The organism is Collinsella sp. SGI.184 (genome assembly GCF_050313415.1).
Classification (GTDB): domain Bacteria; phylum Actinomycetota; class Coriobacteriia; order Coriobacteriales; family Coriobacteriaceae; genus Collinsella.
The window spans coordinates 42,082-67,838 of sequence record NZ_JBNPLJ010000006.1 but is presented as its reverse complement, the minus strand read 5'-3'; the positions used below and the strand labels follow the sequence as shown (position 1 = coordinate 67,838).

17 protein-coding genes are annotated in these 25,757 nt (G+C 61.9%); 6 read left to right on the top strand and 11 right to left on the bottom strand.

All coding sequences use genetic code 11. The features are described 5' to 3' along the window. Positions 1-158: 158 nt before the first annotated feature. Positions 159-3,962, bottom strand: a complete 3,804-nt coding sequence (gene dnaE, locus ACQRAJ_RS03420) for a DNA polymerase III subunit alpha (RefSeq protein ID WP_427747726.1) — start codon at positions 3,960-3,962, stop codon at positions 159-161. A gap of 318 nt (positions 3,963-4,280) precedes the next feature. On the opposite strand from dnaE, the gene ACQRAJ_RS03415 reads away from it, so the two are divergent. Then, the gene (locus ACQRAJ_RS03415) at positions 4,281-4,598 is read left to right on the top strand and encodes a transposase (protein WP_427747725.1); all 318 of its coding nucleotides are present in this window, start codon (positions 4,281-4,283) and stop codon (positions 4,596-4,598) included. A 20-nt stretch (positions 4,599-4,618) separates the two neighbouring features. Then, a complete protein-coding gene (locus tag ACQRAJ_RS03410) occupies positions 4,619-5,470 on the top strand; it encodes an IS3 family transposase (protein ID WP_304211243.1) in 852 nt (283 codons plus the stop codon). A 204-nt stretch (positions 5,471-5,674) separates the two neighbouring features. Here the strand turns inward: ACQRAJ_RS03410 and ACQRAJ_RS03405 are convergent, their stop codons facing one another. From ACQRAJ_RS03405 to ACQRAJ_RS03395, 3 genes are all read right to left on the bottom strand, one after another. Continuing rightward, on the bottom strand, positions 5,675-9,301 hold the full coding sequence (locus ACQRAJ_RS03405; RefSeq protein WP_427747724.1) for a UvrD-helicase domain-containing protein: 3,627 nt from the start codon (positions 9,299-9,301) through the stop codon (positions 5,675-5,677). Between the two features lie 3 nt (positions 9,302-9,304). Continuing rightward, positions 9,305-12,403, bottom strand: a complete 3,099-nt coding sequence (locus ACQRAJ_RS03400; protein WP_427747723.1) for a PD-(D/E)XK nuclease family protein — start codon at positions 12,401-12,403, stop codon at positions 9,305-9,307. A gap of 274 nt (positions 12,404-12,677) precedes the next feature. Next, complete coding sequence (locus tag ACQRAJ_RS03395) at positions 12,678-12,977, bottom strand: YerC/YecD family TrpR-related protein (RefSeq protein WP_154515917.1); 300 nt, start codon at positions 12,975-12,977, stop codon at positions 12,678-12,680. Between the two features lie 326 nt (positions 12,978-13,303). Here ACQRAJ_RS03395 and ACQRAJ_RS03390 point away from each other — a divergent pair, with 326 nt between their 5' ends. Further along, on the top strand, positions 13,304-13,669 hold the full coding sequence (locus ACQRAJ_RS03390; protein WP_427717799.1) for a phage holin family protein: 366 nt from the start codon (positions 13,304-13,306) through the stop codon (positions 13,667-13,669). Between the two features lie 137 nt (positions 13,670-13,806). Here the strand turns inward: ACQRAJ_RS03390 and ACQRAJ_RS03385 are convergent, their stop codons facing one another. Next, positions 13,807-14,235 carry an RrF2 family transcriptional regulator gene (locus ACQRAJ_RS03385; protein ID WP_154515923.1) on the bottom strand — a complete coding sequence of 143 codons (429 nt, stop codon included), beginning with the start codon at positions 14,233-14,235 and terminating at the stop codon, positions 13,807-13,809. Between the two features lie 252 nt (positions 14,236-14,487). Here ACQRAJ_RS03385 and cysK point away from each other — a divergent pair, with 252 nt between their 5' ends. Continuing rightward, complete coding sequence (cysK, locus tag ACQRAJ_RS03380; RefSeq protein ID WP_154515926.1) at positions 14,488-15,426, top strand: cysteine synthase A; 939 nt, start codon at positions 14,488-14,490, stop codon at positions 15,424-15,426. A 17-nt stretch (positions 15,427-15,443) separates the two neighbouring features. Continuing rightward, positions 15,444-16,709: a tRNA 2-thiouridine(34) synthase MnmA gene (mnmA, locus tag ACQRAJ_RS03375; protein WP_427747722.1), complete on the top strand. Its 1,266-nt coding sequence runs from the start codon at positions 15,444-15,446 to the stop codon at positions 16,707-16,709. Positions 16,710-16,717: 8 nt separating this feature from the next. Here mnmA and ACQRAJ_RS03370 read toward each other — a convergent pair whose 3' ends face one another. The 4 genes from ACQRAJ_RS03370 to ACQRAJ_RS03355 all read right to left on the bottom strand — a co-directional run bounded on the left by ACQRAJ_RS03370 (position 16,718) and on the right by ACQRAJ_RS03355 (position 21,988). Beyond that, positions 16,718-18,091, bottom strand: coding sequence for a hypothetical protein (locus ACQRAJ_RS03370; RefSeq protein ID WP_427747721.1), 1,374 nt, complete (start codon positions 18,089-18,091; stop codon positions 16,718-16,720). A gap of 137 nt (positions 18,092-18,228) precedes the next feature. Further along, entirely contained in the window at positions 18,229-19,272 is a 1,044-nt protein-coding gene (locus tag ACQRAJ_RS03365) for a M42 family metallopeptidase (RefSeq protein WP_427717792.1), read from the bottom strand. A gap of 604 nt (positions 19,273-19,876) precedes the next feature. Next, a complete protein-coding gene (gene fucO / locus ACQRAJ_RS03360) occupies positions 19,877-21,043 on the bottom strand; it encodes a lactaldehyde reductase (protein WP_154515935.1) in 1,167 nt (388 codons plus the stop codon). Positions 21,044-21,271: 228 nt separating this feature from the next. Continuing rightward, a complete protein-coding gene (locus ACQRAJ_RS03355) occupies positions 21,272-21,988 on the bottom strand; it encodes a YoaK family protein (protein WP_154515938.1) in 717 nt (238 codons plus the stop codon). 250 nt (positions 21,989-22,238) lie between these two features. On the opposite strand from ACQRAJ_RS03355, the gene ACQRAJ_RS03350 reads away from it, so the two are divergent. Next, entirely contained in the window at positions 22,239-24,383 is a 2,145-nt protein-coding gene (locus tag ACQRAJ_RS03350) for a YgiQ family radical SAM protein (protein ID WP_427747720.1), read from the top strand. Here ACQRAJ_RS03350 and ACQRAJ_RS03345 read toward each other — a convergent pair. After that, complete coding sequence (locus tag ACQRAJ_RS03345; protein WP_427747719.1) at positions 24,380-25,291, bottom strand: CPBP family glutamic-type intramembrane protease; 912 nt, start codon at positions 25,289-25,291, stop codon at positions 24,380-24,382. The two genes, ACQRAJ_RS03350 and ACQRAJ_RS03345, sit on opposite strands and share 4 nt — an antisense overlap. Before the next feature lie 102 nt (positions 25,292-25,393). Beyond that, positions 25,394-25,597, bottom strand: coding sequence for a type II toxin-antitoxin system RelB/DinJ family antitoxin (locus ACQRAJ_RS03340; RefSeq protein WP_117647680.1), 204 nt, complete (start codon positions 25,595-25,597; stop codon positions 25,394-25,396). Between the last annotated feature and the right edge of the window lie 160 nt (positions 25,598-25,757).

The following is a 25,757-nucleotide window of genomic DNA, read 5'->3' as shown; positions in this document are numbered from 1 at the left end:
TCCTCCAATCTCGCACAGGGTAGCTAATTTGGGACGGGGCTATTTTAGCTACCCCCATATGTCGGTTGAGATGTGTTCCGACCCCGACTCATTCGCCGTCAGCCAAAGGGTAGCTAAAAAAGCCCCGTCCCAAATTAGCTACCCCGCCAACGGCGTCCTTAGATCACCGTCACTCTGCCTTGGTTACCCACGATGGCCTTGGCCTCGGCCAACAGCGGAATCGAACGTGCGTTGACCTTAGCAGGTACCTCGGCACGCAGCACGCGCCCGTCCGCCTGCTCGATAAAGATCTCTACGCGGTCGCCGCCCGGGTTGGCGGTGAGCACCGTGGCAAGACGCGCCATGTTGCCCTGGCTAAAGCGGCTGTTGGGCACCATGACCTCAAACACCTTGGGCTTGTTGTTCTCCTCGTTGAGCTCAAGCGGCACAATCTCCTGCGCGATGATCTGGTCGCCGCGGTCCGAGCGCTCGAGCTTGCCCTTAATGCGCACAAACGCATCGGACAGCTGCGCGCCGGTCTCGGGGTCGACCTCGCCGTACAGATACCCCTCTGCCTCCTTGAAGGTCTTGGGGAACACCACGACCGTAGCCTCGCCTTCCATGTCCTCGAGCTGCACGATGCCCATGGGGTCGCCGTTTTTGGTCACGCGCTTGGACACGCTCGAGACCATACCGGCCCACCACAGCGCCTTGCCCTCGGGAATTTCCTGGTTGATGGTGCCGCCCGTGGGGTTCTGCACCTCGTAGCCGGTGTCGATCTGCGAAAACGAGAAGTCGCGCGCTTTGCTGAGCGCATACTCAAACGGGCGCAGCGGGTGGTCCGAGACATAGATGCCCAGAACCTCCTTCTCCTGGCTCAGCTTAAGGTGGCGGTCCCATTCCTGGCCATCCGGATCGGGTACGCTCACCTCAAAGCCCGAGCCCTCAACGTCGCCAAACATGTCGAAGAACGACGTCTGGCCGCTCGCGCGATCCTTCTGGCGCTTTGCCGCGGCATCGATGATGTTCTCGGGGTTGTTCTTGTCCACAAAGTGCATCATCTGACGACGCGGATACCCTGTGGAGTCGAAGGCACCTGCCTTGATGAGCGATTCGATCACGCGACGGTTGGCCTGGCCCGAGTCCACGCGCTCGACAAAATCATGCAGCGTCTTAAACGGACCGCCCGCCTCGCGCTCGGCGATAATCGCCTGCGCCACGCCGGTGCCCACGCCGCGGATGCCGGCCAGACCAAAGCGCACACCCTCCTTGGTAGCCGTGAACTCGGTACCGGACTCGTTGACATCTGGCGAAAGCACGGGGATGCCGTCGTGACGGCATGCCGAGACGTAGTGCACGATCTTGTCGGTCTTGCCCGTATAGGACGTCAGGACGGCCGCCATGTACTCGTGCGGATAGTGCGCCTTGAGCCACGCCGTCTGCATAACCAAGATGGCGTAGCCGGCGGAGTGCGACTTGTTGAAGGCGTAGGACGCAAACTCGAGAACATCGTCCCAAATCTTCTGGGCGACCTCGCGCGTGTAGTTGTTCTTGATGGCACCGTTCATCCAGTGGTCGTAGGTGGTCTCGTCCGAGCCATCCTCCCAGTGGAGTACCGTCGACGTGAGCAGCTTGATCTTCTTCTTAGCCACGGGCTTACGGATACGCGAGTCCGATTCGCCCTTGGAGAAGCCGCACATCTCGACGGAGATGAGCATAACCTGCTCCTGGTAGACCATGGTGCCGTAGGTTTCGCCCAAGATGTCGTCCAGACGGTCGTCGTAGGAGACGGCCGGCTCCTTGCCGTTCATACGGTTGATGTAGGACGAAACCATGCCGGCGCCTAGCGGGCCCGGGCGGTACAGGGCGATCAATGCCACGACGTGCTTGTACTCGGTGGGCTTCATGTTCTTGATCGTGGCCGTCATGCCGGCGGACTCGACCTGGAAGACGCCGGCGGTGTGGCCGGAGCCCATGAGCTTAAATATCTCGGGATCGTCAAAGGGAATCTCTTCCTCTTTGATGTCGATGCCGAAGTTCTTTTTGATGTTTGCCTTGGCCTTGGAGATAACCGTCAGCGTACGCAGGCCCAAGAAGTCCATCTTGAGCAGGCCCATGTCGGCAACGGTATGGCCCTCGTACTGGGTAATCTCGACGCCGCCCTTGGTGTCGAGCTTGGTGGGCACGTGCTCGTTGACGGGGTCGCGGCAGATCAGAACGGCGCACGCATGCACGCCCTCGCCACGGGTGAGGCCCTCGATCGAGAGCGCCGTGTCGATGATGCGGCGGGCGTCGTCGTCCTTTTTATAGGCCTCGGCAAAGTCGGGGTTAAACAGATCCTCTTTGCCGGGTTGTTTTTCGAGCACCTGCTTGAGCTTGACCTTGGGGTCGCTCGAGACCATCTTGGACAGGCGCTGGCCCATGTAGACCGGGTAGTCCAGGACGCGCGCGGCGTCGTTGATGGCCTGCTTGGCCTTAATGGTCGAGTAGGTGATGACGTGGGTGACCTTCTCGGGACCGTAGAGCTGGCGAACGTGCTCCACGACCTCGAGACGCCGCTCATCGTCGAAGTCCATATCGATATCGGGCATCTCGGTACGCTGCGGGGACAGGAACCTCTCGAACATCAGACCGTTCTCGAGCGGGTCGAACGCGGTAATGTTCATGGCGTAGGCGACGATAGCGCCGGCGGCCGAGCCACGGCCGGGGCCGACGCCGATGCCGTTGTCCTTGGCCCATTGCACGTACTCGGCGACGATCAAGAAGTAGGCGGCAAAGCCCTTGTCGCAAATGACCTTGTATTCGTACTCAAAGCGCTCTTTGATGTTGACGCCACCGATCTCGCGCGTGGCCCAGTCGTCACCGTAGTGCTGGCGCAGGCCTTTCTCGCACTCGCGGCGGAACTGGCTCTCGTGCGTCTCGCCGGGATCGAGCAGCGGAAAGCGCGGCAGGATGATGGAGTCCCAGTCCAGCTCAACGTAGCACTTGTCGGCGATCTCGAGCGTGTTGTCGCAGGCCTCGGGGCAATACGGGAACATCGCCCGCATCTCCTCCTCGGTCTTCATGTAAAACTCCGAGCCGGTCATGCGCATGCGGTTGGGGTCGTCGACCTTGGCGTTCATGCCGATGCACATGATGACGTCCTGCACGGGCGCGTCCTCGCGGCGCAGGTAGTGGAAGTCGTTGGTGGCGATGACCTTGACGCCCACCTGTTTGGCGATATCAATGAGCGTGCGGTCCATCTGCTCGTCGGTCAGGCCGTTATCGGTGGTGATGCCGTGTTCCTGGATCTCGATGTAGAAGTCACCAGGCTCGAAGGTGTCGCGGAAGGTCTCGGCCCACTTGATGGCGCCTTCCATGTCACCGCGGTCGATGTATTTGGGGATGATGCCCGCGATGCAGGCGCTGGTGCAGATCATGCCCTTGGCGTGGCGGCGCAGGTTGTCGAGCGTCACGCGCGGCTTGTAGTAAAAGCCCTGCACGGCGGCCTCGGAGACCGTTTGCATCAGGTTGACGTAGCCCTCCTGGTCCTTGGCCAGAAGGATCATGTGGTAGAGCTCGGGTTTGTGGTCGCGGGCAAGCGTCTCGTCCGGCGTAAAGTAGACCTCGCAGCCAAAGATGGGCTTGATGACCAGAGGCGGCTTGAGCTCGTCGATATTGCCCTTCTCGTCCCACATGGCCATGTCCTTCACATACTGGGCATGCTCGCGCGGGTTTGCCTCGGGATCGGGCTCCACCAGCTCGTCGCGGCGGTCCTTTTCCAAGAAGGCCTTGTCGTGGCTCCACGTTTTGTACTCGGGCGTATTGTGGTTGACGGCGTCGCAGGCCAGCGCCAGATCGGGCACGCCATACATGTAGCCGTGGTCGGTAATGGCAACGGCGGGCATGCCCAGCTCTACGGCACGGTTGACCATATCCTGGATACGGGTTGCGCCGTCGAGCATGGAGAAAACAGTGTGGTTGTGCAGATGGACGAATGCCATGTGATGAGCTCCGATGCGGGTTCGTGTTCTGACTGAACGATTTTACCCCACGGCACGGACAGCGCCCGAACCTAGCCAAACCCACACGGGTAGCTAATTTGAACTGCCTCCCATTTCTTGGACATGAGAAATGGGAGGCTTTTTATGCGTGTCGACTTGAGGGTGAAGCACGACATCGAGGCCAGGAAGGCGGCGATCGGGCTCTTCGAGCGAGGCCACGGCTCCGAGTCGGCGGCGAAGGCGCTGTCGGTCCCGCGCGACACCGTGAGACAATGGCTCTACGTATACCGGTCGTTCGGAAGCGAGGTGCTGCTATCCATGGACGGCAAGCAGACCAGGTACACATACGAGCAGAAGGTCGCCGCCGCCTCGGCCGTGGTCGACGGCGGCATGAGCAAGCGGGACGCCATGGAGGCGTTCGGGGTCATGTCCCTGGCGCCGCTCAAGAGATGGTGCGCGCTCTACCGCGAGGGCGGCGCCGAGGCGCTCAGGCCCAGGCCCAAGGGCCGGCCGAGCGGTTCCAAGGCGAGGCCGCGCACGCGCGAGCAGGAGCTCGAGGAGCGCTGCCGAAGGCTCGAGACCGAGGTGGCCTACCTAAAAAAATTGCGTGCCCTGGTCGAGAGGGACGGACTCTGACCAGGGCGAAGGTCGAGGCCGTGAGCGCCCTGCGCGAAGAGGGGTACGGGCTGGGGTGCCTGCTGGAGTGCGCCGGCCTGGCGAGGTCGAGCTACTACTACGCGCTGTCGCACCCGAAGGCTCCCACCAGGCCCGAGCTCTGGGAGGCCGCCGCCGAGATATTCTCGCGCACGGCCAACGGGTGCGGCCACAGGCAGATCGCCATGTGCCTGCGCGCCGAGCAGGGCGTGCGCATAGCCTACAAGACCGTGCTGAAGATGATGCGCGAGATGGGCATCAGCTGCGGGATCCGCCGCGAGACCGACTACCACAGGTACAACTCGTACAGGGGCAAGGTCGGAAAGACCTTCGAGAACGTCATCGGGCGCGACTTCGCCGCCGACGGGCCGTGGGAAAAGATGGGCACCGACGTCACCGAGTTCAAACAGCCCTGGGGCAAGGCCTACTTCGCGCCGGTCTACGACTTCGGCAGCAAGGAGATCGTCGCCTGGTCCACGTCGCTGCACCCCAACATGGCTCAGCAGCACGAGCTGCTCGACCAGCTCGTGTCCAAGAAGCCCAAGGGCTCCAGGCCGATCCTGCACTCGGACATGGGCTGGCAGTACCAGCAGGCCGGTTGGTGCAGACGGTTGGAGGAGGCCGGCGTGGTGCAGAGCATGTCCCGGAAGGGCAACTGCATCGACAACGGCGCGACGGAGCAGGTGTTCGGCCACATCAAGGACGAGTTCTTCCGCGGAAGGACGTGGCCGGACTTCGAGTCCTTCAAGGCGGACCTCGACGACTTCGTGGTCCATTGGAACACGAGGAGGCGCCAGGTTAAACTGAAGGGACTGACCCCGGAGGAGTTCCGGAGACAGTCCCTTGCGGCGTAGTTCTTATTTAAGCCGTCCAAGTTTTGGGGTGCAGTTCAATTTGGGACGGGGCTTTTTTAGCTACCCTTTGACTGACGGCGAACGAGTCGGGGTCGGAATACATCTCAACCGATGTATGGGGGTAGCTAAAAGAGCCCCGTCCCAAATTAGCTACCCCTGAGCTGCAGTGGAATCGAAAAGGATTCCACCGCACGTTATTGAGGGCTAGAGGTTGTAGGTGACCACCTGGGGCTCGGCGAGCTCGACTAAGACAGCTGGGGCCGTCTGCTCCACGCGGACGAACTTGACGGTCACCGTCTTAAAGCCCGCCTTATGCAGAACATCCGAATAGACGCGCGCCTGCAGGGCGTGCTTCTCGAGCAGCTGGTCGGGTGTCTCATCCGGTGTGCCACCCGTCTTGTAATCGATGACCAGTGCGCGTGACGGATCGGCCGGGTCGGTCGCCAGCGCATCGATAGCGCCCTCGGCATATGCACCGTAGCGGGCAATGTCCTTGTCCTCGCAGCCCAGCGAAAAGAACGGCACTTCGGCACGGACGCACGGCCAGGCAAGAAGCTCGGCACGGACCGACGACCTGAGCCAGCGATTCAGGGCAACGTCAAAACGCTCGCGCTGCTCCGGCGTCAGGCACCACAGGCGCGTCAGCGCATCGGCACGCTCAGCGGGCAGCGCATCGGCACCCATCTCGATGAGCCACTGGCAGGCGGCATGGAACGCCGAGCCCAGCGCCATGGGGTTGCCGGCGGGCTCGACAGCAGCCACGTCTGCATCGGCCATCTCCGAGCCATCCGACTCGGCATCGTCGCCCGCCTCGTCCATGGGAACACGCGCCTCGGCGGCACGGTCTTCCGTCTCGGCATGGAGCGCCGCGGCGATCGACGAATAGCTGTACGAATCACGCGCCGGGAACGGACACGTGCCCATGCGCACGCCCGCCGCCTGGGGATATACGAGTTCAAATGAATCGGGCTTGGGGTCGGCAGGACCGGGCACGGTTGAGTGCGCAGCATTATCGGCAACATCGGTATCGCCACGAACGAGCCTGCCCTCGGCATCCAGCGAAGCGTTGGCCTCAAACGCCTGCTCGCCAAAGGTAAAGTCCGAAAGCGAAATGAGCTCGTAGTCGCCCGGCTGGGAGTTGTCGAATACCAGGCGGTCGGCATCGAGCTGCGGCATGTCCAGAGCGCCGGTCGGCAGAATGCGGCGCAGCACGTCGTAGGTCAGATCGGTCTCGACATCGAAGGTCGGCGCACACAGCTTGCCACGGCTCACGCCGGCATCCATCGCCAAGATCACCAGCTCGCGCGCACGGGTCATGGCAACGTAGAGCAAACGGGCCCGCTCCTCGAGCGAAAGCTGCAGGTCGTCGTTGCGCAGGCGGGCAAATGCCTCGGCGGGAGAACCCGTCGCACAGACGTCCTCCATGAGCTCCGGCGGTAGCCACAGCGACGTGCCCTTGCCCTTAAACGCATGCTCAAACTGCTTTTTGACGTCATCGCCCTTTACGAACGTACCGTCCGAGAGTTTAACGCCGTCGAAGCGTGCCGGCAGCGCCACGACCTGCGCTCCGCCCTCGAGGCGACCCATCTGTGCCGAACCCGAGGACTTACGCACGCCAAAGCACTCGGCGACCGCCACGACCGGATATTCCAGACCCTTGGAGGCATGAACCGTCATGATGCGCACCGCGCCGTCGCCCTCCTCGTTGAGGGCGCCCGGGGCCTCCTTGCCCGCCAGGAAGCGATCGAAGGCAAGCGCAATGGAGCGCGGCGAGTTACCGAACTCGGCCTCCGCCTCGGCCACGGCATCGAGCGCCTTGAGCACGTTGGCGGCGATGGCCTTGCCCTCGGGGCCGCGCTGCGCCAGGCGCACGAACCAGCCGGAGGCATTGACCGCGTCGCGCGCGATGGCGGCGAACGAATCACGCCCCACGCGACGCAGTGCGTAGCGCAGCACCTCGCGGGCACGCGTCACGAGCGGCAAGCCCTGCAAGCCCGGCACATCGGAATCGCTCATGATGCCCGCATCGATGTTGCGGCGCGACGTCTCGCCCGTCTGATCGTCGAGTTTGGTCGCCAGCGCCAGGAACTCCTGGGCGCCCAGCGCAAACATCGGCGAGGCCAGCAGTGGCATAAGACCCTGCGCCGTATCGGCCGGATTGGCGAGGGCACAAACCAGGGCGCGCACCGTCTGCACCTCGGCAGCTTGGGCAAAGACCGAGCCGCCCGCGATGACGCAGTCGAGCCCCTGGTCACGGAAGGCCTGTGCGTAGACGTCTGCGTTGGTCATGCGGCCCAGCAGCAGCACCATGCCGCCCTGGGGCTGGCCGGCATCGGCAAGCGCGCGGAATCGCTCCGCGATCGCGCGGGCCTTGGCCTGTGTGCGCTCCTGCATACTGCCGCCGGCAACAAAGAGGGCCTGGCGGCGCGAGGCATCCGCCACCAGCGTGTCCTTGCGGCCGTCGCTCGCCTCAAGATCCAAAAAGCCCTGCATCAGGCCGCCGTCGTCGCCGTCGAAGACGCGGGCCACATAGCGCAGCACCTCGTCGTGGCTGCGGAAGTTGCGAACGAGCTTGACGAGCTCGCCGGCGGGGGCATCGGACGTGGCAACCGTCTCCGACGCCGCCGTCGATCCCACCTTGCGCTCCTGGCGACGGAACACCTCGACCTCGGCGCCGCGGAAGCGATAGATCGACTGCTGCGCATCGCCCACGGTGCACAGCGCGCGCTCCCCCGCACCCGTCAGGTAGCGGATTAGATCGACCTGCATCTGATCGGTATCCTGGAACTCGTCGATCATGACCATCTTAAAGCGGCCCTCGTACGCAGCACGAATGGCAGGGTAATCGCGCAGGGCCTCGTAGGCCATGCGCAGCAGGTCGTTATTATCGAGGGCGGACTGGGCAGCCTTCAGTGCGCGATACTCGGCCTCTACAGAGCGGGCCAAGCCCACCAGTGCATCGAGCGCGGGGCCACCGCAGGCAAGCACGATATTGATAAATGCATCGGCGGCCTCGGCCTTGAGCAGCTCGACCTGCTCCTTGGGGAATGCCTTGCTCGCGCGCGGCATGGCGCACGACATCATGAGTCGCGCCGCATCGGCCATGGTCTTGCCGCTCGCCTCGAACGCGTCGATGGCGTCGAGCGCCGTCTGCGCCTTCTCGGTCGCGGCCTTGCTTGCGCCCAGCGCCGCGCGATAGGCATCGGCGAGCGCCGAGGTATCGGCCTGGCCGCGCGCCACGCACACGTCGTCCATACCGCCCGGCAGCTGGCTCGACAGCTCCAGCAGGTCGCGCACCAGACCCTTGATGGTCGTGCCGGCACCAAAGGGGCCGCCCTCGCCCGCCATGGGATACCAGGCGTAGAGGGCCTTGAGCGATGCCGCGAGCTCGGGGGCGGCATCGGGTGCCGTCGCGCGGGCCAGCACATGCTCAACAGCCTGGTCCATGAGCTCGTCGGTATCGGTGAGCACCGTGAACTCGGGGTCGATGCCCAACTCCAGCGCGTGTGCGCGCAGGATACGCGAGCACATGCCGTGAATGGTCGAGATCCACGCGTCGTCGACGGTCAGCGCTTCCTCGTCCATGCCCTCGTCGATAAGCGCACGGCGCACGCGATCGCGAATCTCGGCCGCGGCATCCTTGGTAAAGGTAATGGCGAGCACCTGGTCCAGATGCTCGACGAACGGACCGGATTCGGGCGAGAGCGCGTAGACGATGCGGCGCGTGAGGGTAAAGGTCTTGCCCGAACCGGCGCCCGCCGAGACAAACAGCGGACGGTCGAGCGTCTTGACGATCTGCAGCTGTTGCGGCATCAAGGTCGAAAGATCCATGGTCTACACGTCCCTCCTTACAAACGTTCCTTCGTGGTTATACGAGCAGCGGGCATGCGCGGCCTGCGTCGACGCCGGGTCGACAGCAGTGACGTTGCCCGCCTCGAGTTCGCGCAAGCGCTCGGCGATGCCGGCCTCCACGCGATCGAGCAGGGCGTCGAAGTCCATGCTGCCACCCTCGCCGGGAAAACCTTTCTTAAGGCCCGGGATGCGACCGTCGCCACGCTCTTCCTCGAGCAGCTCGGCGCTCGCGGCACCGCGCAACGCCGGCTTGCCGCCCTTGGTCGAAAAATAGAGCGCCGCACGGGTATCCAAATCCAGCGCCCGGCGCATGGCCTGGGCGTAGATGAGCGTTTGGGTATGTGGCGGCAACCAGCGCGGATCGTCGATGGGCGCCGTGCCCGATTCCTCGTCGCGCACCGTGGGGTCGGCGAGCTTAAACTCCTCAACGCCCGTGCGATGCTTGTAGTCAATCACCACAGCGCGATTCTCGGCATCCACATCCACGCGGTCGATGCGCCCGCCGAGCGGCCAGCCGGCATACTCGACCTGGAGCTCGTTGAACGCAAACTCCAGGTAGCGCGGAGCGAAGGGGGCAAGCGCCTCGGACTCGTAAGCAAGCACGCCCTCCAGCTGCGGCAAGATCTCGGCAACCTGGCGCTCCTCCACCGGCGAGAGCGGCACCAGCGGGCCCTCGTTGCCACGCTTGCCGGCGTGCTCGGCCAAGGTCTCGGCAAAGACCTCGTGCAGCAGCTCCTGCGCACGCGGCAGGTTTTCGGGCGTCACACGCTCCATGCCCTCTTGGGGCAAACGGGCATGCAGATGTTCCAGCACGTCGTGGACAAAGTTGCCCTTCTCCATGTTGCCAAAACCCGCGTCGATAGACTGGGGCTTAACGCGATACGAGACGAACCAGCACAGCGGGCAGGTGGAATAGGCCTCGATCTGCGAGGCAGACGTCAGACGCGGTACAAGCGGCGCGTCCTCGCCCTCGCCCTCCCGATGGCGCAAGACCAGATATGGCACGGCCGCCTCGCTCAAATGCTGAGGAGCCTCGCATGCCACGCGCTCGCGCTTGAGGCCCTTGCCGGCTGCAGGGTCAAAATCACCTACGATATCGCCCTCGCCCACGCATGTCACCTGAGCGGCACCGGTGGCCTCGGCATGCGCCCGCAACTCGGTCCACACGGCAGCCGGATAGCACTCGCGCGCCTGGCGATCGTGCGTCACGCGCGCAAGCGCAACCGGGCCACGTGCCGCCTGCATCGCGTGGCCAAAGCGCACGCGCAACAAGGCCGCAGGCTCAAGCGTCACGCCCTCGCGACCAAGGCTCGCAGCCAACGTGGCCAACGGTCCTTCCTCGTGTGAGAGCGGATAGCTGTCCAGATCGACATCGGCAAACAGCACGGCATCGTAGCTGCCGGGGCGCAGAGCCGCCGCATCGGCAAGCGAGGCAAAGCGAACCTGGGCACGTGGCGCACCGTCAACCTCGTAGGTCTCGTAATCGTAGGCGGTGCTACGCTTGTCCACCTTGGTGCGAATGCCATCGAGCACGGGCACGGTCGCGGCCTGCGACACGTCGAGCGCGCGGGCGTCATTCATAAGGATGTCGATGGCGTGGCGCAGCAGGGCCGTCTCCGCTTGGCGACGAGCTTGGCCATCCAGGCTGCCCAGCGAGCGATCGGGCAACGCCTCGGCAACGGCAAGCATGGCCTTGACCGCCGTCACGGGCTTGTCGCGCCACAGTGCCTGGAACACGTCCGAGACCACACACGGTACGTTCTTAAACCAGTTTTCGTCGCTCGCCGCCTTGCGTGCGCCCCTCACCTGGCCTTGCACGCTCTGCAGCAGGCTCTTAGCGCCCGCGGTAGTCTTGCTACGCGAGAGACGCATATTCTTATCGAAGATACGGGCATTGGCTGCATCAGCGCCCGAAAGCGGGCTGTAGATCCAGTCGGTAAGCTCCGGCGCGGGCCACCACTCGGTCTTTGACGCCACACCCTCATCGGCCGCCTTCATGCGCTCGATCAAGCTGGCAAGCGCCGCAAACTGCCTGCCCGCAATGGATTGGGAAAACGCCGTGAATTCAGTTGTCTCGGCAGCGATATGACGAGCCGCCAGACGAGAGGCGAGCTCACCGAACAGCTGGGGTGCCCGGGCAGAAACAACGAGCACGCGTACGGGGTCGGCGGAGAGGCCGGCGGTATCGTCGGCCCCGAAACCCTGGCACGCTTTTACCAGATCATCAATTGCGTCCGCATAAGCATGAGCACGGGCGTGGGGGCCAGCGACCTCAATAAAGGCAGGCTGAGCGGTAGCTCCACAAGCGGCATCAGACGCGACGGCGTCCTCCCCCAGCGGCGCGACCTCAAACAGCACACCGCTGGCATCAAATGCCGCGGCAAGTTCCTCGCGCATCGCCGCCTGCTCGCGAGCAAGCAGCACGACGACCTCTCCCCCACTGTTCGCCACAGCAGACAGCAGCTCGAGCAGACCGTGCGTAAACGACGTGACGCCGCGTACACAGACGGCACGGGCGCACGCCGGCAGATTATCGGCCAGGGCGCTGGCCATAATGTCAGCCGCCTCGCAGGGCTCGACCATATCTCGACGGTCCAAACCGCCCGCGTAGGCACGCAAAAGCTCGAACACACGAGCCTCGGCATCGCTTTTTGGCTCAGGCCGGCAATTGTTGCCACGGCATCGCTCGGCAGCTGTCCCCGCCACACCTGGCAGCACATCGCGGGCCATGCGCGCAAGCATGCGCACCGTGCCCTGGCTGCGCGAAAGCGGCTGCAGGTCGACATCATCGAGACGCGTGACCATGTCCGAAAACAGCATCTGGCGCTGCAGGTTGTCGACGAAACCGCGCCCGTCGCCCAAAAGCTCCCAAAGCGAGCGAAGCCACGACGCGGGCGTCTTGTAATCGATGCCCAGCGAAACGCCGGCTTCCGCCGCATCATGACGGCACAGGTCGAGCTCGGCAAACGTTGGCGCCAGCAGCACGGCACGCCCGTGGCGGGCAATAAGGTCGGCAAGCAGCGCCGATTCGGCATCGCTCAAATCCGTGCCGGCATTAGTGGTATAGATTCGAACAGGCATGGCCCTCCACTCAAACTGTTCGCAATAATCAATGCATCCATCCTACCCGCCCAAGCGGACACATTGCCACCGCAGCTTCATCTTTTGGCGCTTTGGAGACAAGTCGCTTTGCACCACATTGGTGCCAAGGGGGCAGACTCGTCCGTCGGTGCAAGGGGGACAGGTTCGCTTGCGCCACATTGGTGCAAGCGAACCTGGCCCCTTTGCACCAATTATTCGGCATATAAAAACCGCCCCCGGAGGAGCGGTTTTTCACAATTCGTTTTGCCGCGGCCTATTCGCCATCCTCCAGCTTAATGAGGATCTTGCGGTAGCCACCGTACTCGCCGTTGAGCGCCTTGGATACACGGCTCACCGTGGTGGACGAAGCGCCGGTACGGACCTGAACCTCGACATAGGGCTCGCCCTCGTCCAGGTAGCGCGCGACCTGCAGACGCTGCGATAGATCGCAAATCTCGCGCGGTGTGCAGATATCGGTCAAAAACGCTTGGATATCTTTCTCGTCGTCCAAAAGACTAAATGCGTGGACTAGCTGCTTGACATCAGGCTTGTCAAACATGTTCTCGATATTCATCGATCACCGCCAAACCCGCCAAAAGGCATCGAAGTTGATACTGGCACCGGGCATCGTTCGCCCATTCTATGCAATAGGGCAACGCATGTAGCTTTTGCCCGTAGCAGTTTAGCACACCACCAAACTAAAGTGACAAGACTCTCTGTCAGCGGCGCGTTTTTTAGGACGAACGCCGTTTTGAAACCGAATGCGCACGCAAGCTCCACGAATATCTGAGACAATGGGCGCCCAACGCAGAGGCGCACGCCAAGGCAACCATCCGATTCGCCGCGGCAAACAAGCTTACGCGCCACCAACACGTCACGCGCACCGGAAAGGAACCCACCATGCGCTTCTTGCTCAACTGGCTTTTGACCTCAATCGCTATCGCGATCGCCACGTTCCTCGTCCCCGGCATTCAGCCCTTCGGCATGGCCGACGCCTGGGTCTGCTTTGCCTTTGTGGGACTGTTCCTCAACGTCGTCGACTCGCTCGTCAAGCCGCTCCTGACGGTCATCTCGCTGCCGCTCACCATTATCACGCTGGGTATTTTTCAGCTTGTAGTCAACAGCTTTATGCTCGAGCTTGCCAGCTACCTATCGGTAAATCTGCTGGGTGCGGGCATCTCCATTGCCAGCTTTGGGTCGGCCTTTATGGGTAGCATTTTGGTGTCCATCACTCGAAGCATCTTCGACAGCATCGCCAGGAACTAAAGCAACCGGATACGGACCGCCACAACACGCCAAAACGAAGGCCGTCCATCGCAACGATGGACGGCCTTCGCCTTTGTCAAGCCTCCGAGGACAAAAGAATCTACCATTTCTACCCCGTCCCCAAATGGCTGGTGGGGCTAGATGACGTAGTCGTAGCCCCCGTTGGGGGCGACGAGCGCATCGAGCGTCACACCGTCGAGGTAGTCGTTGATGAGCTTGTCCAGGTTCTTCCACACGTCGAGCGTGGGGCACTCGTCAGATCGCGAGCAGCCCTTGCAGTCGCCATCCAGGCAGGCGACCGGCGCCAGGCTGCCCTCGGTCAGGCGCAAGATCTCTCCCACCGTGTACTGCTCGGGCGGGCGCGTGAGCACGTAGCCGCCGCCCTTGCCACGCATGCCCGAGAGCATGTTGGCGCGCACGAGCGTAGCCAAGATGTTCTCGAGATATTTCTCGGAAATCCCCTGTCGCGCCGCGATCTCTTTGAGCGGGATGCGGCCGGCCGCCTGGTGCTCGGCCAGGTCGACCATAACGCGCAGGGCGTACCTGCCCTTAGTAGAAACCAACATATATAGTGCTGCCTTTCGGTCTTTTAATCCGTTGAAATTCTAGCCGAAAAATTGGCTTTGAAAATACCCATTCCAGTCAAGGTGGTTAATCAGCTCGTAATAATCTCCTATTTCCTATTGCATTACTAGGCTTTAGTGTCTACTATGCTTGCCAACAGCTAAACAAACAACCTATAAGGTTTATGGGTTTATCTACTAGGCCACCGTAAAACCACACGGTATCCAGTCATTTGAACACTTTGGAGGTTCACCATGAGCAAGGTTTATACGTCCATCGATCAGCTTATCGGCCACACCCCGCTTTTGGAGCTCACTCACTTTGAGGCCGATGAGGACCTTAAGGCCCGCGTGCTCGTCAAATTGGAATACTTCAACCCCGCCGGGTCCGTCAAAGACCGCGTCGCCAAGAACATGATTGACGAGGCCGAGAAGGCCGGCAAGCTCGTGCGCGGCGGCGACTATACCATCATCGAGCCCACGAGCGGCAACACCGGCGTCGGCATCGCCTCGGTGGCGGCGGCTCGCGGCTACAAGGTGATCATCACCATGCCCGAAACCATGTCCGTCGAGCGCCGCAAGCTTATGCAGGCATACGGCGCACAGCTCGTGCTCACCGACGGCTCCAAGGGCATGAAGGGCGCCATCGCCAGGGCCGAGGAGCTGCAGAAGGAGACTCCCAACAGCATCATCGCCGGCCAGTTCGTGAACCCCGCCAACCCCGCCATCCATAAGGCCACGACCGGCCCCGAGATCTGGGACGACACCGACGGCAAGGTCGACATTTTCGTCGCCGGCGTTGGCACCGGCGGCACCGTGACCGGTGTGGGCGAGTTCCTCAAGGAGCAGAACCCCGAGATTCAGGTTGTCGCCGTCGAGCCCGCCACCTCCCCGGTACTCTCCAAGGGCCAGGCCGGTCCGCACAAGATTCAGGGCATCGGTGCCGGCTTTGTGCCCGACGTCCTCGACACCCAGGTCTATGACGAGATCATCCCCGTCGAGAACGACGACGCCTTTGCCACCGGCCGCGCCGTGGGCCACAAGGAGGGCGTGCTCGTGGGCATTTCGTCCGGTGCCGCCGTGTGGGCCGCGCTGCAGCTAGCCAAGCGCCCCGAGAACGAGGGCAAGACCATCGTGGCACTGCTCGCCGATACCGGTGAGCGCTACCTGTCCACGGCACTGTTCCAGGACTAGAGCCTTTTTCCCATAGGTTGAGCTCAGGGACGAACCTGCCTCCTCTCTCTCCCGGCGGTCTGAGCCCATCCCGTCAGGGTGTCCCACGAGACGTCCGAACTTGCTACAATGTCTGCGGCGCGGAACCAGCCTCCCGCGCCGCTTTTCTTTTTTGGCCACATGCCACCAAGGAGAACCTCCCCATGCACAACAAGCGCGTGCTCGTCGCCATGAGCGGCGGCGTCGATTCCAGCGTGACTGCCTATCTGCTCAAGTGCCAAGGCTACGAATGCGTCGGAGCCACTATGCGCCTCACCTGCCCTGCGCCCGATCCCGTCACGGGCATGAGCAAGGTCGACCGTGACATCGCCGATGCAAAGGCCGTCGCCGATCGCCTGGGGATACCTCACCATGTGCTCGACCTGCAGCAGGCCTTCGACCGCAACGTTATCGAGCGCTTCGTGACTGCCTATCAGGAGGGGCTGACGCCCAACCCGTGCATCATCTGCAACCGCCATATTAAGTTTGGCGCGCTGCTCGACGCGGCGCTCGATATGGGCTGTGACTACATTGCCACGGGTCACTACGCCAAAACGAGCCAAGCGCCCGATGGCACCTGGCAGCTGCACCGCGGCGAAGACTCCAAGAAGGACCAGAGTTACTTTTTGTATTCGCTCACGCAAGAGCGCCTGGCACGCACAATCTTTCCGCTGGCAGGGTTGGACAAAGAGCGCGACGTGCGCCGCATTGCCGCCGAGCAGGGCTTCATCAACGCCAAGAAGGCCGAGAGCGAGGATATCTGTTTTATCGCGGACGGCGACTACGCGGGCTATATCGAGCGCCGCTGCGGGCATGCCGCCGAGCCGGGCGATATTGTATGGCGCGACGGCAGCGTGGTCGGACGCCACGACGGCGCACTGCGCTATACCGTCGGCCAGCGCAAGGGCCTGGGCGTCGCGATGGCGCGCCCCGTGTATGTAACGGGCGTCGATGCCGCCAACAACATTGTGCATCTGGGCGAGGCTGAGGACCTGACGGCGACAGCGCTCACGGCCAACGACTGGATTTGGAGTGCCCCTGCCGACCGTATGGAGGCAGAGCTCACGTCCGGCGACATTCGCGTGGGCACCAAGTACCGTTACCGTCAAAAGGACCAGGCAGCGACCCTTACACGTGGCGCCGACGGACAGATGCTTCTGACCTTTGACGAGCCGCAGCGAGCCATCGCCCCCGGCCAGGCCGTCGTTATCTATCGCGGCGACGTCGTCCTGGGCGGCGGCACGGTAACCGCCGCCATCAGGTAGCCGCAGGATTATCGCCGCACGTGTCGAAGCACTTCAACAGCAGCATTCACCTCGATAACGCGACGCTCGAGGCCGCGGCAAATGGACTCGAGCCGGCCCTCCGCTGTGGCCCATTCGCTCTGCGAAAGAATCTCGATCGCCTCATCAACAAATCCGTTGAGCCGCGATGAATCGAACCAATCGAGTGAGTCCGCAAGCGCCAGCTGGACGGAAGGGTCGGGCCCAAACGGCTTAGCAGAAAACCCAAACTCCCCAGCTGCGAGCACGGCAGTTGGTACGTTGTACCATAGGCAGTTGCCGCTATCGAACAGCGGAGCAGGCCTTATCTCCAGGGTGTCGACATTGCGGATGATGCCGAAGTTTCGCCAATGGCGATCGCTGTTGGCCAAAAGGGCATCGCAGACAATCATCTGCGACATAGACCTTCTCACGGCAGCCTCGTCTGCTCCATGCTTACCAAGGAAGCGGCAGTACCGGTCGTATGTCGAGTTTCCCCGCTGGCTACCAAGTGCGCCCTTAACGTAAACAGCCGGAACGTATTCCTCGCGGCCGTCAAGAAAGTCGTCGCACAGACACACAGGGCCATCGAACATCCGCTCAACCGTATAAGGAACAAACTCGCCCTCCGACAACAAGCGACGATGTAGAGCCGTTGCAACCGCCTCGTTAAAGGGACGCTGATCGTCCATGCCGCACCCCTTGACCAGAACGCGAACAGCATTGCGAATCATCCACGATTTAGGAAGCTCGCCCTCGGATGTGTTGTCGGGATTTTTAAGACCGATGCCCTCCAGCCAACCCGAACGTCCCTCGGGCGCCGATCGCTCAAAATCATTCTCGAAGTAATTGAGGTTTCGCCATTTGAGCCCGTCGCATTCTGCCGGCCGCAGCCAATAGCAATCCGAAAGCGAGAGGCCCAGGCACCGAACCGGGACCTCGATGCCACTGGCAATTCCCAGTTCACGATAACGCGAGACGAGTCCGGGGCGAACATCGGGCACTGACCGATGGCTCCACCACACGTTGAGCTCCCGTTTATTCACCGTAGGAGAAGAGCTCGAGCACGTGCCAAACGGCATTCGTTGTGCATCGAGGACCTCCGCGATTTCGAAGGGAAATTCGCGCGACGGATCAAATGAGACATGCGCGACCTCATGGTCGGCCGACATCAGCGTAAACTTGCGCCCCACATCGGCCGCAGGACGGCGTCCACGTTTGCGGACCTTTTGATAAGCGACCGCGGAATTGTACTCGACCATCTTCCGTCCGCCCACAATATCGCACGCGAGCGTTCCCGATGCGGCAAGTTGAGATATGCGGGCTTTCGTAACGCCCAGCAGGCGGGCAGCATCACCCATAGACAAGTACTCAGACGTATCCATACACCGCATCACCTCGTTAAGTAATTTACACGTTTAGTTAATAGATTAGATACATCATAATACTAAACGACCTAAAGCGAAAAAAGCCCGAGAAATCGGGCTTTAGCGATTGGTCAGCCGAGTCGCAAGCTGCTCCCCTAGCGCTGAACGTAGGCACGAACCAGCTCGTAGGTATTGCGCACGCCGTCGATGTGGCTGCGCTCGTAGTTGTGGCTCGCGTATACGCCAGGGCCGATCAGGCCGTGACGGATGTCGTAGCCGGCAGAAAGCGTGGCCTCAACGTCCGAGCCGTAATGCGGGTACACGTCGATGGCGTAATCGAGCTCCAGCTCGCGCGCGATATTGGACAGCGTGGTCACCAGATCGTAGTTGTAGGGGCCGCCCGAATCCTTGGCGCAAATCGACACCATGCGCTCGGTGCAGCCCAGATCGTCACCCACGCAACCCATGTCAACGCTGATCATCTCGCGCGTGTCGGCCGGCACGAAAGCGCCACCGTGGCCGACCTCCTCGTACACCGTAAAGAGCAGCGACACCTTGCGCGAAAGCGACACCTCGCCAGCGGCGACGGCACGCGCCAAGCCCAGCAAAATGGAGGCCGACAGCTTGTCGTCCAAGAAGCGGCTCTTAATGTAGCCGCTCTCCGTCACCGTGGTACGCGGATCCATAGCGATGATGTCGCCCGTCTGAATGCCCAGCTCAAGCACATCATCCTTGCTGTCAACGTTCTCGTCGAGCAGGATTTCCATGTTCTTCTCGATGGTCTTGACCGGCTCGTCGGCCACGTGCGCCGAAGGCTCGGTATTGAGGACCACACCCGTGTACACATTGCCATCGCGCGTGTAGACGGTGCAGTTCTCGCCATCGGCCGTAGACCACTGATGCCCGCCGAGCGTCGTGGGACGCAGGCGACCATTGTCCTTAATGGAGCGCACCATGGCGCCCAGGGTATCGACATGGCTCGCCAACACAAGCGGCTCGCCCTCGCCGCCAAGCTCAACCAGCACGTTGCCCTTATTGGAACGCTCGGGGCCAAAGCCCATATCGCGCAACGTTTCCATTAGATAATCAGTCGCCGCACGGGTATAGCCCGTAGGCGAAGCAATAGAAGTCAGCGTCTTAAGCTGTCCCGCGATATAGGAGAGCGTCTCCTCTAGAGAAGCATCAATATTAGAAGCCATATGCGTCCTTCCAAGTAAAACTAAGACCGAGTCCCGATTTTAACCGTTCTGCACGGTCAATGCCCTAGGAGCCGAGCCGCCTCCCGACGTCCCCGCACCGGTTTTGTGCACGCGCACGTCTTACAATCCCAATCTTGCATAAATCCTATCGGTATCTGCATAGAAATGAGGAATCTTTTTGCTTCGTCTCAGGGTACCCCACCTTGGGCCGTGCAAAAAACGGAGTATTCAGCACCGTGGGCCCCAACGACCCCATCGCGAACGACAAAACGACGCGGTTACAGCAGTGTTGCAGGTCGTCGCAAAGCAGAAACTCAGTAACAACCCCCTCCACTCATCGATAGCCCGCCCACAATGGCTGTCGATGGGCGCCTGTGGGCCACTACGGACCCTTCAAAACGTTATGCATTTTTAAGAGCTTGCTGAATACTCCCAAAAATGCACGCTGGGAAGTGCACCACCTATCCGCAGCGGGCAGCATGCTTTAGTTTTACCCGTCCCAAGACATCGACGCAGCACAAAAAGCCCCGCCGTGCGTAGCGCGGCGGGGCCAGCGGCAAGTCAAAAGACCATACGCCTACGGGCGAAGGACCACCAAACTGGGCTAGGCAGCCGGGCAGATCTTCTTGAAGAGCTCGATGACGTCGTCGAGCGTCGCCTCACGCGGGTTGCCCGGGAAGCAGGCATCGGCCATGGCGTCCTTGGCCAGGACCTCGATCTCGTCAGCCTTCATGGCCTCGCAGACGTGCGGGATGTTCACGTCAGCGGAGAGCTGCTTAACGGCGGCGATAGCGGCGTCGGCAGCCTCATCGGTGCTCATGCCCGTGGTGTCAACGCCCATGGCGACGGCGACCTTGGCCAGGCGCTCGGCGCAAACCGGCTTGTTGAACTCCATGGCAATCGGCAGCAGCATGGCGCAAGCGACGCCGTGCGGAGTGTCGTAGTGAGCGGACAGGGTGTGAGCCATGGCATGGTCGATGCCCAAGCCAACGTTAGAGAAGCCCATGCCGGCAACATACTGACCAAGAGCCATGCCCTCGCGGCCGGAGCCGGGCTGGCCGGACTTGGCCTCGGCAACGGAGTCGCGCAGGTTCTCGCTGATCAGCTTGATGGCCTCAAAGTGGAACATGTCGGAGAGCTCCCAAGCGCCCTTGGTGGTGTAGCCCTCGATGGCGTGGGTCAGAGCGTCCATGCCGGTGGAAGCGGTCAGGCCGGCGGGCATGGAAGCCATCATGTCGGGGTCGACGACGGCGACCTCGGGGGCGTCGTTGGTGTCGACGCACACGAACTTGCGGACCTTCTCGGGGTCGGTGATGACGTAGTTGATGGTCACCTCAGCAGCGGTACCGGCGGTCGTCGGCACGGCGATGGTGAACACGGCGTGGTTCTTAGTGGGAGCAACGCCCTCGAGGCTGCGGACATCGGCGAACTCGGGGTTGTTGATGATGATGCCGATGGCCTTGGCAGTGTCCATAGAGGAGCCGCCACCGACGGTCACGATAGCATCAGCCTCGGCGGCCTTGAAGGCCTCGACGCCGTCCTTGACGTTCTGGATAGTGGGATTGGGCTTGATCTCGGAGTAGAGGCTCCAAGCGATGCCGGCGGCATCGAGCTCGTCGGTCACCTTAGCGGTAACGCCAAACTTGACCAGATCGGGGTCGGAGCAGACGAAAATCTTCTTGTAGCCGCGACGCTGGAGCTCGCCGGGGATCTCCTTGATAGCGCCGGAACCATGATAAGAGATGGTGTTGAGAACGAAACGATTAGCCATTGATAGCCTCCCATCGTGTGCGGGGCACCCATTACGCCCCACGCTATGGCTCCCATCCTAACGCTTTTGAAGCGAAAAACGCGTGAGAACGTCAGATTATTTAAAGCGTTTCAACAACTGGTATCGTCACCGCCTGACCACTAAACAAAAAGGGGCGGCCGAGATGACCGTCCCCTCCCCATTATTGATCAGTGTGGCAAGGGGTCAGCCCCTTGCCACATCCTGCCGCTATTTTTGGCAGGCCTCTTTCCAATCTTCGCAGGCGCGCTTCCAGCGAAAACGCAGGTCGCGCTCGCGGTCGATAAACATGATGGCAAACGCCACGAACAGCAGCACGCTCGCCACCGCAATAGCGTGCAGCCCCATGCGCTCAATACACCAGTTTCCCAGCACAGCGCCAAACACAAAGGTAAAGATCACGCCAAAGTACAGCAGGCCGTTTTCCAAAAAGCCGCGCTTGTGGGTGATGATGTAGTCGTCCACGTTTTGCAGCGCATTGCGTAGGTTACCGATGCACATGGTCGTGGCAATGCCGTGACCGTGGATCTTGCGGAAGCTCTCGACCTGCATACCACAGGCAAACGAGATGAGGCAGTTGGCAAGCAAGTTGTAGCCGCCACCGGGGATAAAGCTCACGCCCAGCAAGATGACGGCTTCAAAGAACACCGTCACCTGGCGCCAGTGAATCACGCTGCCAAACCGTTCGTGTACCAGGTCGGCAAGCATAATGCCCACGGCAAACGACACCACAGGGAAGAAATAGCGCCCCGCGAGCGCCCAATTGCCCTCCGAGATACTCACGCCCACCAGCAAGATGTTGCCCGTCTGCGCGTTGGCGAAAACATGGTCGCGCCCAATGTACGAATAAACGTCCATAAAGCCACCGGCGAGCGCCAAGATGATGCCCAGCTCAATAGACTCCGATATCTGTTTGGCACGCTGCATCGTCGTGCGCCCTCCTTGTTGACGACCCTCTCGTGCGTTGGCGGAAACATAGCCGCCGTTCATACTGTAACCCATTGACAACATGGCGCGCCCGCGAGACGGACTCCCCAACGCGCAGATACACCGTCTGGAAACAAACGGCGGGCGCGGCATCGACACCCGACACCTCGTGTACTCCACCAGTCTTTTTAGCCCCGTCCCAAAAAGACTGGTTACAATTACGTGCAGCATACAAACACCGGGAGGAATCGTGGCAAAAAAGCCCCAGGACGCTCAGCACAACCAGCACGGCAAGCATGCCCAACGCGGCCAGCAGCAAAAGCGTGGAAGCAAAGCCCAGGGCTCGCGCCCCGCGCATGCCCCGGCAGCGCCTGTCCGCCCCTGGCGCCCGGGCCGCGATAAGTTCCTCCCCGTCAGCCGCGCCGACATGGATGCGCGCGGCTGGGACCAGTGCGACTTTGTCTACATCTGCGGCGACGCCTACGTGGACCATCCCAGCTTTGGCATGGCCATCATCAGCCGCGTCCTCGACGCGCACGGCTACAAGGTGGGCATCATCTGCCAACCCGACTGGACCGACCCCACCAGCATCACCGTGCTCGGCAAGCCGCGCCTGGGCTTTCTCGTCAGCGCCGGCAACATGGACTCCATGGTCAACCACTATTCGGTGACCAAGCACCGCCGCCACACCGACGCCTATACCCCCGGTGGCGAGGAGGGACACCGCCCCAACCGTGCCGTCACGGTCTACGGCAACCTCATCCGCCAGACATTCAAAGACGCCCCCATCATCATCGGCGGCATCGAGGCAAGCCTGCGTCGCTTGGCCCACTACGACTACTGGCAGGACAAGCTCAAGCGCTCGGTACTGCTCGACTCGGGCGCCGACATCCTCATCTACGGCATGGGCGAGCACGCGATTGTCGAGATCGCCGACGCGCTCGACGCGGGACTGCCCGTCGATCAGATTACCTATATCAACGGCACCGTCTACCGCACGGGTTCGCTCGACGAGGTCTACGACTATGACCTGCTGCCCAGTTGGGACGACCTTACCGCCGACAAGCTCAACTACGCGCGCAGCTTTAACGTGCAGCAGCAGAATATGGACCCCATCACCGGACATCGCCTGGTAGAGCCCTACCCCAACAGCGTCTATGTGGTGCAGAACCCGCCGTCGGCGACGCTCACCACCGACGAGATGGACGAGGTTGCCGAACTCCCCTACGCACGCGATTGGCATCCCGATTACGACGCAGCGGGCGGCGTGCCGGCCTTTGCCGAGATCAAGTTTTCGATCAGCTCCAACCGCGGCTGTTTTGGCGAGTGCTCGTTTTGCGCGCTCACCTTCCACCAGGGTCGCGTGCTGCAGATGCGCAGCCACGACTCGATCATGCGCGAGGCCGAGCTGCTCACGCGCGATCCCGAGTTTAAGGGCTATATCAACGACGTGGGCGGGCCGACGGCCAACTTTAGCCGTCCCGCCTGCGACAAGCAGCTCAAGCACGGCGTATGCAAGAACAAGCGCTGCCTGTGGCCGAGCGTGTGCAAGAACATGGTGGTCGACGAGAGCGGCTACACCCAGCTGCTGCGCGACCTGCGCCAGCTACCGGGCGTCAAGAAGGTCTTTGTCCGCAGCGGCATCCGCTTCGACTACACCATGGCCGATGCCTCGGACGAGTTTTTGCGCGAGCTGCTGGAGCACCACGTCTCGGGCCAGCTACGCGTAGCACCCGAGCACGTGAGCGACGCGGTGCTTTCCGTGATGGGCAAACCGAGCCGAGCCGTCTACGACGCATTCTGCCGCAAATTTGAACGCTTGAACCGCGAGTACGGACTCAAGCAGTACGTGGTGCCGTATCTGATCTCGAGCCACCCCGGATCGACGATGAAGGAAGCCGTGGACCTTGCCGAGGCCGTGCGAGACATGGGCTACATGCCCGAGCAGGTGCAGGACTTCTACCCCACGCCGTCCACCATGTCGACGTGCATGTACTACACCGGCGTGGACCCGCGCACCATGGAGCCGATCTATGTGGCGCGCGACCCGCACGAAAAGGCCATGCAGCGCGCGCTCATCCAGTATCGCAAGCCCGAGAACTACAAGCTCGTGCGCGAGGCGCTAGAGAAAGCCGGGCGTCGCGATTTGATCGGCTACACCAAGCATTGCCTGATCCGCCCCGTGCCGCCACGCCCGGGCGAGACATCTGCCGGCGGCGGACATGGCACCGGCAAGAAGGGCGGCAAGGGCCACGGTGGCACTGGCGGCGCTGGAGCCAAGGGGCCCAAGGGCAGCAAGGGCCACGGCGGCATGTCGCGCGCGCAGAACACCGCCGGCCGCAACCGTGCGGCTCAGGGGCGTCAGGGTGCCAACGGAGACGGCAGGCGCAACTAAGGCAACAATGCGCTCGCTGCGTCCATCCCACACGCGTGGCGCAACGAGCGCATTGCCTCAACGAGGATGACGCCGGCGATAGCGACCGTAATTGCCACGTCGAGCGGCGTGTTCACAAACCACAGCAGGCCCATGAGATACGACCCGGCATTAAAAGCAAAGTGCAGCAGGATCGTGTAGCGGAGCTTTCCGGTCGTCACGAGCACCCAACCAAAGATGAGGGCGGCGGCACCCGCGTAGCAACCCTGCACCCAATTCATGTGCATAAAACCGAAGATTGCCGCCTGCAGCATAATCGCCGCGGCGACACCCCACGTGCTTGGGGCCGCCCAGGACACTATGGCGCCGTCTTGCGCACTCGCACGACGCCGGCGCTTCCAGAGCGGACGGCACTGGGGATTAAACGCACGCAGCGAAAACTCAAAGATGACACCGCGCACCAGGAGCTCTTCGCAAAACGGCGCGCCGAGCACCGTGGTCAGGACGGCAAGAGGACTGGTATCGCCCATGCCCGTTTCCTCGACAAGCTCGCTGTAGTCGGCCGCGGCATCGGGCAACAGCGACAGCACGGCGTCGGTCACGTAGCTAACGACCACCTGCAGGGCAAGACCGATCACGATAACGCAGGCGATGCGTTTCCACGCCCCACGCGCTCCCCCGCCGAGCGGATGCTCGCTTTGCGAACGCGCCATAAACGAGCGCGGCCACAGATAACGCCACCACAGCAGCGCCATCAAAAACGACGCCGTCTGAGCGGCGGCCTGAAGCAATTGAATGTCGAGGTCATCGATCGAAAAACCCATGAACACCGATGCGACGCCAAGGGCGGAGAACAAAACGACGCTCAGGGCAATATCGACAGCGACGACGCCAAAACAGGCAAGCGCCCAAATCATCGCATTGAGCATGCCAACCTCCTCCCGACAGGTAGTCATTTAAGAACGTCCCCAACGACTACCCTAACTGCCGGCAGAAAATGAACGTCCCCAAGTACCGGCAGTTTGGGACAGTCATTGTTGATGAGAATCGGGTGCAGTGCCAAAGGCCCCGCTGGGCGAGATGTCGAACGGGAAGGTGCCGCAGCGATTGAACGCGGCGATAAACATGCGGATGGCGTTGGACGGCGTGGTGCCCACGAGCTGGGTTGCCGCCGCGAAGGCCGCCTTTTCCTCGGGCAAGACCTTCGCGACAACCGGGGTCATGTGTTCTGCCATGGCGCTTCCTTTTTGAAACAACGGTAGTGCGGATAGATGCGGGCCACGCGGCTGGGCGACGGGCTGTGAAGGCAACCCGATTGGCCCGCATCTGGAGTTTGTTTCTGCGGCGTTGGTATTACTTGGTATTCCTAGGTTATACCCGGCAGATAGAATACCA

Coding starts and splice junctions, on each gene's coding strand:
- dnaE (WP_427747726.1), bottom strand. CDS start 3,962: ATGGCATTCGTCCATCTGCACAACCACACTGTTTTCTCCATGCTCGAC.
- ACQRAJ_RS03415 (WP_427747725.1), top strand. CDS start 4,281: ATGGACGGCAAGCAGACCAGGTACACATACGAGCAGAAGGTCGCCGCC.
- ACQRAJ_RS03405 (WP_427747724.1), bottom strand. CDS start 9,301: ATGGATCTTTCGACCTTGATGCCGCAACAGCTGCAGATCGTCAAGACG.
- ACQRAJ_RS03400 (WP_427747723.1), bottom strand. CDS start 12,403: ATGCCTGTTCGAATCTATACCACTAATGCCGGCACGGATTTGAGCGAT.
- ACQRAJ_RS03395 (WP_154515917.1), bottom strand. CDS start 12,977: ATGAATATCGAGAACATGTTTGACAAGCCTGATGTCAAGCAGCTAGTC.
- ACQRAJ_RS03390 (WP_427717799.1), top strand. CDS start 13,304: ATGCGCTTCTTGCTCAACTGGCTTTTGACCTCAATCGCTATCGCGATC.
- ACQRAJ_RS03385 (WP_154515923.1), bottom strand. CDS start 14,235: ATGTTGGTTTCTACTAAGGGCAGGTACGCCCTGCGCGTTATGGTCGAC.
- cysK (WP_154515926.1), top strand. CDS start 14,488: ATGAGCAAGGTTTATACGTCCATCGATCAGCTTATCGGCCACACCCCG.
- ACQRAJ_RS03370 (WP_427747721.1), bottom strand. CDS start 18,091: ATGGATACGTCTGAGTACTTGTCTATGGGTGATGCTGCCCGCCTGCTG.
- ACQRAJ_RS03365 (WP_427717792.1), bottom strand. CDS start 19,272: ATGGCTTCTAATATTGATGCTTCTCTAGAGGAGACGCTCTCCTATATC.
- fucO (WP_154515935.1), bottom strand. CDS start 21,043: ATGGCTAATCGTTTCGTTCTCAACACCATCTCTTATCATGGTTCCGGC.
- ACQRAJ_RS03355 (WP_154515938.1), bottom strand. CDS start 21,988: ATGCAGCGTGCCAAACAGATATCGGAGTCTATTGAGCTGGGCATCATC.
- ACQRAJ_RS03345 (WP_427747719.1), bottom strand. CDS start 25,291: ATGCTCAATGCGATGATTTGGGCGCTTGCCTGTTTTGGCGTCGTCGCT.
- ACQRAJ_RS03340 (WP_117647680.1), bottom strand. CDS start 25,597: ATGGCAGAACACATGACCCCGGTTGTCGCGAAGGTCTTGCCCGAGGAA.